General features: G+C 67.6%; 8 protein-coding genes. 2 read left to right on the forward strand and 6 right to left on the reverse strand.

What is annotated here, in order from left to right; genetic code table 11:
- A partial coding sequence (locus QZ483_RS10190; protein ID WP_297083605.1) for a polysaccharide pyruvyl transferase family protein occupies positions 1-1,017 on the forward strand: 1,017 nt, incomplete at its 5' end.
- 57 nt (positions 1,018-1,074) lie between these two features.
- Positions 1,075-1,779, forward strand: coding sequence for a sulfotransferase family 2 domain-containing protein (locus tag QZ483_RS10195; RefSeq protein WP_297083608.1), 705 nt, complete (start codon positions 1,075-1,077; stop codon positions 1,777-1,779).
- Here QZ483_RS10195 and QZ483_RS10200 read toward each other — a convergent pair.
- The 6 genes from QZ483_RS10200 to QZ483_RS10225 form a co-directional block, all read right to left on the reverse strand.
- Positions 1,748-3,955, reverse strand: coding sequence for a bifunctional glycosyltransferase family 2 protein/CDP-glycerol:glycerophosphate glycerophosphotransferase (locus tag QZ483_RS10200; RefSeq protein ID WP_297083610.1), 2,208 nt, complete (start codon positions 3,953-3,955; stop codon positions 1,748-1,750). The genes QZ483_RS10195 and QZ483_RS10200 overlap by 32 nt on opposite strands.
- 198 nt (positions 3,956-4,153) lie before the next feature.
- A complete protein-coding gene (locus QZ483_RS10205) occupies positions 4,154-6,760 on the reverse strand; it encodes a stealth conserved region 3 domain-containing protein (RefSeq protein WP_297083612.1) in 2,607 nt (868 codons plus the stop codon).
- Positions 6,757-7,560, reverse strand: a complete 804-nt coding sequence (locus QZ483_RS10210; RefSeq protein WP_297083614.1) for a hypothetical protein — start codon at positions 7,558-7,560, stop codon at positions 6,757-6,759. Before QZ483_RS10210 ends, QZ483_RS10205 begins: the two co-directional genes overlap by 4 nt.
- Before the next feature lie 310 nt (positions 7,561-7,870).
- Positions 7,871-8,857, reverse strand: a complete 987-nt coding sequence (locus QZ483_RS10215) for a malate dehydrogenase (RefSeq protein ID WP_297083616.1) — start codon at positions 8,855-8,857, stop codon at positions 7,871-7,873.
- Between the two features lie 209 nt (positions 8,858-9,066).
- Complete coding sequence (locus tag QZ483_RS10220; RefSeq protein WP_297083619.1) at positions 9,067-9,864, reverse strand: ParB/RepB/Spo0J family partition protein; 798 nt, start codon at positions 9,862-9,864, stop codon at positions 9,067-9,069.
- 4 nt (positions 9,865-9,868) lie between these two features.
- Positions 9,869-10,238 (reverse strand): ParA family protein (locus QZ483_RS10225; RefSeq protein ID WP_297083622.1); only part of this gene is annotated, 370 nt, incomplete at its 5' end.

Raw genomic sequence — 10,238 nt, forward strand, 5'->3', positions numbered from 1 at the left:
GAGATCGCCGACACAGCACGAGCCTTCGGCTGCCGCGAAAGCGTCACCGCAGCCCTTCTGCGCAAGCACGTGGCGCACCCCGAGCGCATTCACCACACCTCCGACGACGCCATCCTGCTGGATGCGGACGATGCCGCCCGAGCGAGCGCTGCGGAGCTTGTCGGCGACCGGCCCTTCGTGATCGCGTCCTTCACGGACCACCACGGAACCATCTGGCCCCACCGCAAGGCGTACTACCGCGACCTGGCGAAGCTGTGCACCACGCTGGCCGATGCGCACGACGTCGACGTGCTGCTCGCACCTCACGCTGGCTCCCTCGATCCGACGCTCCGCTCGAGAGACCAGATCGGCAACGAAGCGATCGCTGAGATCGCGGGCTCCGCGCGCGTGCGATCGACTCGGATGATCACCGCGCGCGAAGACGTCGCACTGATCGACACCGCGGCCCTGTCGCTCTCCACCCGCTACCACCCGGTCGTCTTCGCGTCTGCACTTGCAGCCCCCGCCGTCGCCATTGCGCCTTCGTACTACTCATTGATGCGCATGCGCGGCGCCCTGGGCAACGTCGGACTCCAGGCCTTCGTGCTGCCCAAGAGCACGTTCGACCTCGTCCCCGCTGCCGCACAGGAGGCCATGGAGAAGACGCCGGAGCTCGTCGCCCACCGCTCACAGTCAGCCGACGTCGCCCGGGGCCTCCAGGGTCGCTGGTGGGACGCGCTCGCACAGTCGATGCAGACGGACACCGACGTGAGCTTCGACGAGAGCCCGCACGCGCCGACCTACACACCGAAGGGCGAGTGGGCGCGCATCAGCGAGACCATCCTGCCGGTCTTCGATGAGTACGCCAGGAGCGCCGATCGGCGCCGTGAGCTCCACGAGAAGGACAAGGCATCGCGAGCCGAGATCGAGCGGCTGAGAGCCGAGCTGGAGAGCACCAGGGGTCAACTCGAGCGCTATCGCAGTCGCAAGGTGATCCGGGTGCTGGACGGACTCAAGACACCACGCCAACCCAGGTAACACGCGTTCCAGTGCTACCGTGATCCTCGCGCGTCAGCGCCGGAAGGACGGACCAGCATGCCCATCATGCGCAAGGAGCAGGCAGGCCTGCTGTTCATTCACATCCCGAAGACCGGGGGCAGTTCCGTCGAGTGGGCCTTCCGAGACGCCGGCTGGGACGTGAACTTCGTCGACGGCAATCGTCGCAAGGGCTCCGTCAACTACTACCGCCGCTGCACACCGCAGCACGTTGAGGCGTCCGTGCTCGAGGCCACCTACAGGCTCGATCGCTTCGATGGGATCTTCGCCTACGTCCGCGATCCGCTCAAGCGCGTGCTGTCCGAGTATGTGTTCCGGAGCACCGCGAGCAAGGGCAGCTCGGTGGATACCTCCGCGGCAGCCTTCGAGGAGTGGGTGCGCGCCTCTCTCGCCACCACGTACGCGGACCCCTACCACCTTGACAATCACATGCGTCCGCAGCACGAATTCCTGGTGCCCGGAACGCGCGTCTACCGCTTCGAGGACGGCCTTGACGCAGGTCTCGAGGACCTGAAGATCCTCACTGGCCTTGACGTGCCCCCGTCTGCTCCTCGCCGCAACACGGGCGAGGAGCGATCGGGGGGGACACCTCGAGACGTCGAGGTCAATGACAACGTGCGCCGACTCGTAGGATCGTTCTACGCCGAGGACTACCGGCGCTTCGGCTATGCCCGCCCGGACGAGACTGACACGACCACCGCGCGCGCTCCGTTCACGCGACGCGGTCGGTCCACCATGAAGTGAGCGCCGGAATCGGGCGAGAAGCGGCACGTGGGGATGCCACGCCGTCAATCACCCGGGCGACGACGTCCCTCGCTGCAGTTCCCGTCTCGAACTCCGTGAAGATCGCCGCGAATCTCTCGATGCGCTCGCGATTCTCATCACTGTCATAGGACTTGTCCGTGATGACTGCAGCCAGTTCCTCCGTGGACCACACGACTGCGCCAGGGGCATCCGCAGTCACGTCGAAGTAGGTCCCCCGCGTGCTCTGGTAGAGATCCCAGTCGTAGGGGAAGATGATGATCGGCCGGCGCAGATTCGCGAAGTCGAACATCGCGCTGGAATAGTCCGTCACCAGGACGTCCGCGGCCAGGTAGAGCTCCTCGACCTCGGGGTACGAGGACACGTCGATGACGCGCGACTGGGACGGGAGACTGGTCTGTGCCGCGTAGAAATAGTGGCCGCGCACCAGCACCACCACGTCCTCGGGAATCGCGGCGGCGAGTTCGCGGATGTCGACGCCGGTGGACACCCCCGCGCCGCCGTCGCGGAACGTCGGCATATAGAGGAAGACGCGCGACTTCGCCGGGATGCCGAGCTGCTCCCGCACGCGCGCGCCGACGGTGCCGTCGGGACTCACGAGGGCATCGTTGCGCGGATATCCCACCTCGAGCGTCTCGCATCGCACCGGATAACTGTGCTTCCAGACCTCCGCGGTGTACGAATTCGACACTACTGAGTAGTCCCACTGCGAGCATCGAGCGAGCAGACGGTTCCGCCACTCGCGATCCTTGCCACGCTCCTCCATCCCCATGAGCTTGAGCGGGGTGCCGTGATGAAGCTGGGTCAGCACCTGTCCGCGCCGCTTGCGCCACCAACTGGGCAGGTTGGCGTCGACGAACAGGTATGTCGCTGTGGCCAGGGACCTGAAGTACTTGTGCGACCCCTGGACGGCATAGTCGACGCCGTCCGGCACCAGGGAAGCGTCGGCCGGCTGCACGAGCCACACGATCTTCTTCTCCGGGTGGCTCGCCGTGATCTCGTTGGCGACTGCGAGGCAATTGAGACGCGGTGAACGGCCCCACAGCGCCTCGAGCACGACGAGATCAGGGTCCAGACGGGCAGAGCGCCGGAGCACCTGGTAGAGACGCGGGTGGTGATAGGCCCATCGAGCTGTGCGCTTGGCCAGCCCGGCGGCGCTCCGTCCACGGCTGCGCCCCTGTCGGTACGCATCGCGCAGCAGCACGTGGCTCTCGAACGCGGGGTACGGCTCCCGCCAGATCCAGGCCATCGCCTTCACCTTGTCACCCGTGGTCGGAGGCGCATACTCCGCCGGGGCGTGCGATCGAAGCGCTCGCTGGACGTCGCGATAGAACTGCCGGCGCTCCCCCGCAGGCAGCCGACCCCTCTGATCGGTCAGCAGGGTCGCGAGATTGCGAAACGCGCTGTCGAAGATGGCGCGCCGGTCAGGCCCATCGATGGCGCGCTCATCGAGCACGGCCATGAGGCGCATGAACTGATCGAGGATCTGCAGGTGGCGACGGTCCGTGCTGCGCAGGATGGAGCCGGAGGATCGTTGGCGGTAGAGATAGAGCGGCCGGTCGATGCCGACGATCGACTCGGCGAGGGCCAGCAGCGGGTAGGTCCAGGGAATGTCCTCGTAGTACCCCTCCGGGAACTCGAGGCCCGCTTGCTCGAGGAACTTCCGCCGGTAGGCCTTGTTCCAAGCAACGTTGAGAACGGAGTAGATGGAGAGCCGCTCCGACGCGACAAACGGGCCCGGGGCCTGCAACGGCTCCCGCTTGACGCCCTCGTGGACGTCGCCATTGGCATAGAGACGCGCGTAGCCGAACTGAACGATGTCCGGGGACTGCGCCGTCACCGCGTCACGAATCTCCTCGAGCGCACCGGGTGCGAAGTAGTCGTCCCCGTCAAGGAAGAGGATGTACTCGCCGCTTGCGTGCGACATGCCCAGGTTGCGCGCGCGACCGAGCCCCGCGTTGCTCTCGGGTCGCACGACACGGACCGACGAATGCAGCGCGGCTAGCTCGTCTGCAAGGCGCGCGGTGTCGTCCGTGGAGCAGTCATCGACGACGATGACCTCGGTCCGGTCGGCGCCGGCCACCGACATCACTGCCTGCCTCAGGTATCCCTGGACGTTGAACGCTGGGATGATGACCGAGAACTGCGGCTCAGACAACTCGAGTCCTTTCGTCCAGGCCCGTGACCACGCGGCCGTGGACAGGTGCTGACTCATCAGGGCCCGTGCTGGCGGGCGTCACAGGAACTAAGGCTGGGGCCGCGATTCGCTCCGCGCTCCGGGGAAGGCGGCAGGAGCCCTGCTGCGCGACAATGCTACCTGAGGAGCACGACACTTCACGGTCGAGCGGAGCTCCCCTCAACGGGCGATCCTTGTCAGGAACTCCTCCACGAGCGCATGCTCATCCGGGTGCCGCCAGTCTCGATCGCGAGGCTCGCCGAGCGCGATGGCCTGAAGCGCATCGTTCTCGAGCGCGCGCTTCATCCGATCCACCAGACCCGCCCCTCGAAGTGACACGTAGTCGTACCGCAACTGGCCGGGAACGTATCTGCGCGACGCGTAGCCGTAGTACTGCGCAAATGAGGACATCACCGAGATGTCGTCTCCGGAGCGGAAGCGCCGCGCACGCGTGGCGTCGAACTCGTCTGAGTATCGCTCCTCCATCTCCTCGACCACGCTCTTCACGTGCGGGTAGGGGGTGTGGAGCATCGACTGCGTGAGTTCGAGACCGAAGTCCCGCAGGACCAGAGCGCGGTTGTTCGCTCCCGCGCCCAAGTGAGGCAGCTCTCGATGCCCTCCGTGGTTCACCTGGAAGTTCGAGGCGAAGAACTTCGCCACGCCGTTGCCGAGGAAGAAGTCCTCCGGCACAGCCGAACGCGTGAGCATCACGTCGTCGTTGAAGTACAGGAAGTGCTCTGACAGGCCCGGAATGCGGTGGAGACACGACTCGATCGCATGAGAGTTGAACACCGGCAGCACTGATGGGTCGGGGAAGATCTCGCTGTGGTCGACGATGACGACGTCGGGGAAGTCCTCCACGACCCGTGCAGGCGTCTGCCCATCGGTCACGATGTAGATCGTCCGCGTCCACGGCGCATACTTGTGCACCGCCGCCACCGCGAAGTAGATCTCGTCGCGACTCGTGAAACGCGCATCGCGTTTGGCATCGTCTGCGGGCGAGTCGTCGGGAACTGCGGGTCGATCAAGGTGCTCAGCGCGCCGTGCGCTCCACGCGGGATCCGCGCCGTCGACCCAGGTGAACACCACATCGATCGGGAAGTCCGCGACGTTCCATAGTGGTTGACCCGATATCGACGGCCGCTGATGCGCGGTCCACTGGCGCCACGTCGCGTCGTCGACCCACTCCGCATTGGCGTTGGGTCGCGGAGCCCTGTGGGTGCCGTCGGCACCTGGTGCCCAGAACTCGACAGCCACACGTGCGGCGGGGTGTTCGGGATCCGCCGACGTCACGTCGATCGCGACGTGCGACGCACGCGGAAGCGTCGCGGGCGCATCGGCGGGCTTGGTCCATGGCGCGAGTCCGAGTGCTCCGCCGCCACGGTAGGCCTGCGCCGACCACTGGCGCTCATGGACGAGAGCCACGAGCGCATCGAGCACCTGCGCGCGGTCTGCCTCAAGGACGACGATGTCCTCTCGGGGCTCCACCGCGCGCACCCGCGCATAGTCGACGCCAAGATCGTCGAGCACCGTGAGGACTCCGCGTTCGAGCTCGCGTTGCGCGCCGAGCGACCGTGCGGGCGCGTGGGTCGCCTCCGCTGCGAGCCTCAGTGTCGCCGGCGTGGGCGGCGCCTCCACACTCGACGGCACCACCGTCGCCGCGAACCCGTCTCCCGCAGTCTTGCCTGCCACCTGCTCGAAGATCTCAAGCCACCGGCTGCGGATCACGTGCGGCGCGAACGCCCGAGAGCCCTCGAGGGCTCTCTCCGAGGCTCGCGCGAGCTCAGCGGGGTCCTCCATGAGGAGCGCCAGCGACGACCCCAGCGCCTCGACCGAGTCGTTCGGGGCCAAGACCCCTCCGCCTGCCTTGGAGATGATCTCTCGGGGCCCAGTCTCGATGTCGTAGGCGACCATCGGGACTCCGGCCACCGCCGCCTCGATGCCCACCATCGGAAGCCCCTCGTACCGGGAACTCAGACCGTAGATCGAGGCCTTGGACATCTCCGCTGCAAGTCGGCGAGTCGGTGGGACGATATCGACCTTGCCCAGGAGCCCGAGCCGATGCACCTCGCTGCGGAGCTGGTCGTACTCGTATCCATCGCCAAAGATGCGCAACCGCCACCCGTGCACGTCACGGTCCGCGATCTCGAATGCGCGGATGAGGTCCACGAACCTCTTCTGGAAGGTGAAGCGACCTGCGCCGACGATGAGGCGGTTGGCCAAGGACGTGCGCGGCACGAATCCGGGCTCGTGCGGATTCTCGACGACCGCCATCGGCGGAGCGGACTCTCCGAGTCGCTCCAGCAGCCAGTCCTGCGAGCGCTGCGTCAGGTTCGTCAGCAGGTCGATTCGAGCCCCGTGGGAGACCAGCGGCCCCAACCCGTCCTGGCGGTGCATCGGCGGGCGATGCTCCTGATGGATCACCGCCGTCCGGCGCGGCGCGAACTCCGTGGCGAGTGCAGCCAGCGCGGGCGTGGAGGTCACGATGATGTCCGCGCGGAGGCCGCGCAGGCAGCGCTCCAGTGCGGCGTCCGTCACCGGACTGAACTGGTTGTCCCACTCCGACGGGACGAGCCGCGAGGTGCCCTGGGGTCGCCCGTTCCGCTCATCGACGAGGTACCGCACCTTCACGCGGGAGTCGATGCGGTGATGCGGCACCTTGGCTGATCGGTAGACACCGATCACCTCGACGTCGTGATCCCCCGCCAGGATCGACGCCTGCGTGAGAATGGTGCGCTCCGTGCCTGCGCCGAAGTCAGGTGTCGTGAGGAGATAGCTGACCTTCACGAGGACGCTCCCGGGGTCTCGTTGGTGACTCTCATCGAGAGCCCCGCGTCGACCGCGCAGTAGGCCTTGCACCTCACGGAGAGCCCCTCGCGCTCGTCGAACCACGCGGGAACCGAGAGCGTTCGGTCCGGGCGACTCAGGTCTCGGGCCGTCATGCGCAGGCGGCGACGCCCCTCACCTTCCACCACGAAGACATCCCAGATCTGCTCGGAATCCACCTGTGCAGGGAGGCGGTTGACGTCGATGACCGCTGTCGCTCGCGCAACATCCGCGAGAGTTCGCTCGTCGGAGGATGCGCGCTCGATGCCGACGAGGGAAGCAGCATCCTCGACGCCTTCGAGCACCAGATCGAGGCGACCATCGTTGTGGCGCAGCATGGACCGCACGTACGGTTGGGCTCGCTGCGTGGACTTGACGACCGTCAGCCCCGAGCGCCCGGTTCTGAGCTCGACGCATGGGGATGCGCCAAAGGTCGCCGGGCCGTCGACTCCCGGATCGTCGGACACGTCGGTCGAGGGCTCGGCGATGTCGATGCGCATGCGCCGATCCGTGGGATGGTCGAGCGCAAGCGCATACTCGCCGTCGTCCAGCGAGCCAAGGTCGAGAGTCCACGATCTGCCGTCGCCGCACTCGTTACCAGGGGCTCCACCCGCGGCCACTCGGCCGTGCGAGTCGACGACCGCCAGCAGGGACTCGGCGCTTGCCCTTCCGACGAAGACGTTGAGCGTACGCCCATCATGGACTGCTGCGTAGTCGGCGCCGATGAGACGCCTGTTGGCGATGTGCCGCGAACGCCGCATCGCTTCTCTGCGCACTCGCCCGGCCTCGCGGCGCGCCCGGCCGAGAGCCGGGCGCAGGGATGCAGGCACCCGTTGCTTGAGGCTCACTGGGCACACCACCAACACGGAGTTCTCTGCGGATGCCGTGCGCCGGAGTCCCGGCCCCAGGAGCCGGTCGACGGAGAGGGGGAAGGCGATCGTGACATTGGCCGCAATCATACCTGCCTCGACGCAACACCTGCGATCCGAGGAACACCCCCGCGGGAGTCCCGTTCGGGGCCGAGGCGCCGCACCGGCTCGCGTCGCACGACAGTGCGAATCGCGCCCCGTACTAGAGGAGCCCCAGCTCCTTCACCGCGTCCCGCTCCTCCGCGAGCTCGGCGACAGACACGTCGATGCCTGCCCGCGCATCGGCTGCGATGTCTAGACCCTGGACGATCTCCCAGGCCCCGCCCTTCGACACGGCCGGGAACGAGGAGATCAGGCCCTCCTCGACACCGTACGAGCCGTCGGACGGCAGCGCCACCGACGTCCAGTCGCCCTCCGGGGTGCCGTGCACCCAGTCGCGGACATGGTCGATCGCGGCGTTCGCGGCCGAGGCCGCGGACGACGCCCCGCGCGCCTCGATGATCGCGGCGCCGCGCTTCGCGACCGTCGGGATGAAGGTGTCCGTGACCCACGCGTCATCGCCGATCACCTGAGGAGCCGCGTCGCCACCGATGGTCGCGTGCGCCACATCCGGGTACTGCTTGGCGGAGTGGTTGCCCCAGATCGCGACCTTCTTCACGTCCGCGACGGTGGTGCCGGTCTTCGCCGCGAGCTGCGCGAGGGCGCGGTTGTGGTCCAGACGCATCATCGCGTTGAAGCGATCCGCAGGTACATCCGGCGCGTGGGCGGAGGCGATCAGCGCATTGGTGTTGGCGGGGTTGCCCACCACGAGGACGCGCACGTCGTCAGCCGCACCCGCGTTGATGGCCGCCCCCTGGGGACCGAAGATCCCGCCGTTGGCCGCGAGCAGGTCGCCGCGCTCCATGCCCGGGCCGCGCGGGCGGGCTCCCACGAGAAGACCCACGTTGACGCCGTCGAAGGCCGCCGTCGCATCGTCGTAGATGTCGATGCCCGCCAGCAGAGGGAACGCGCAGTCGTCGAGCTCCATCGCGGTGCCCTCGGCTGCCTTCACCCCCTGCGGGATCTCGAGCAGGTTCAGCTTGACCGGGGTGTCGGCCCCGAGCATCTGGCCTGAGGCGATGCGGAACAGCAGCGCGTATCCGATCTGCCCTGCCGCACCCGTGACCGCGACTCTCATCGGTTCCTTCATGGCGTCTCCTCGCTCCCGGCGGAGTCGACCCTGGTTCGTGCCGGCACCGCCCTGGAATGGCGTCAGGCTACCACCGGCGCCCACGCACCCCGCACGCTCGGGCGGGCGCTGGCCCCACGCGTTTCACGTGAAACGTCGCCTCCTTCGCAGCGTCCGCGACGCCGCTTCGGGCCACGTCGAACCGTGTTGGTCCGCGTCGAACCGGCGGTTCAGGCCTGGTAACCGAGGAGTTCCAGCAGCCGCTCGAGTTCCTCTTCCGACCGGAAGTGCAGCTCGATGCGGCCCTTCTTCCCACCCCGAACGCGCACCATCGTGCCCGCGTGCCGTGCAAGGTCTTCTTCGAGGCCGCGATACCGACCATCGCTCGGATTCCGCCGCGTGCCGCCGATCGGCCGCTTGAGCGCTTCCGCCTGGCGGACGCTGAGCCCGCGGCCGACGATCTGCTCGAGCGCCCAGGCGCGATCCGGCTCCGGCTGCGCGAGGATCGCCCGGGCATGACCGGCACTGATCGCCCCCGCCGCGAGCGCATCCATCGCGTCCTGCGGAAGCTGCAGCAAGCGCAGCGTGTTGGCGACCGCACTCCGGCTCTTGCCGACCGATCGCGCCACCGCAGCCTGGTCCAACCCGAACGTCATGAGCCGTTCGTAGGCATGCGCCTCCTCCAGCGCGGTCAGATCCTCTCGCTGGAGGTTCTCGACGATGGCGACCTCGAGGGTCTCCTGATCCGTCAGCTCCCGGACCACCACAGGCACGGACGAAAGGCCCGCCTTCTGCGCGGCCCGGAAGCGACGCTCGCCCGCCACGATCTCGAAACCACCTTCGCGCGGCCGCACCAGCAACGGCTGGAGCACGCCTTTCTCGGCGACCGACGCCGCCAGCTCCGCCACCTTGGCGTCGTCCAGCCGACTTCGGGGCTGGTACGGCGACGGCGTCAGCTGGTCGACCGCGACCATCTGCGGCACCCGGTCCGACGACTTCGGCAGCAGTGCATCGAGCCCGCGCCCCAACCCTCTAGCCTTCGCTGACACGCAGCAACACCTCCTCGGCGAGCGCTCGGTAGGCCAGAGCCCCCTGCGACTCGATCGCGTAGTCGAAGATCGGCGCGCCATGCGATGGCGCCTCGGCCAGCCGCACGTTGCGCGGAATCACGGTGTGAAAAACCTGCGGTCCGAAGTGCGCCCGCACGTTCTCCTCCACTTGGCGCGACAGGTTCGTGCGCGAATCGACCATCGTCAGGAGGATCCCGAGGATGCGGAGCTCGGGGTTGAGCGATCCGCGCACCCGCTCGACGGTGTCCATCATCCCGGCGATCCCTTCGAGCGCGTAGTACTCCGTCTGGAGCGGCACGATGAGCTGATCGGCCGCGGCGAGCGCGTTCAAC

This window comes from uncultured Demequina sp. (genome assembly GCF_913055775.1).
Lineage (GTDB): Bacteria > Actinomycetota > Actinomycetes > Actinomycetales > Demequinaceae > Demequina.

Bases quoted from the DNA above. Each gene is read 5' to 3' on its own strand.
- QZ483_RS10195 (WP_297083608.1), top strand. From the start codon at position 1,075: ATGCCCATCATGCGCAAGGAGCAGGCAGGCCTGCTGTTCATTCACATC.
- QZ483_RS10210 (WP_297083614.1), bottom strand. From the start codon at position 7,560: ATGCGGCGTTCGCGGCACATCGCCAACAGGCGTCTCATCGGCGCCGAC.
- QZ483_RS10215 (WP_297083616.1), bottom strand. From the start codon at position 8,857: ATGAAGGAACCGATGAGAGTCGCGGTCACGGGTGCGGCAGGGCAGATC.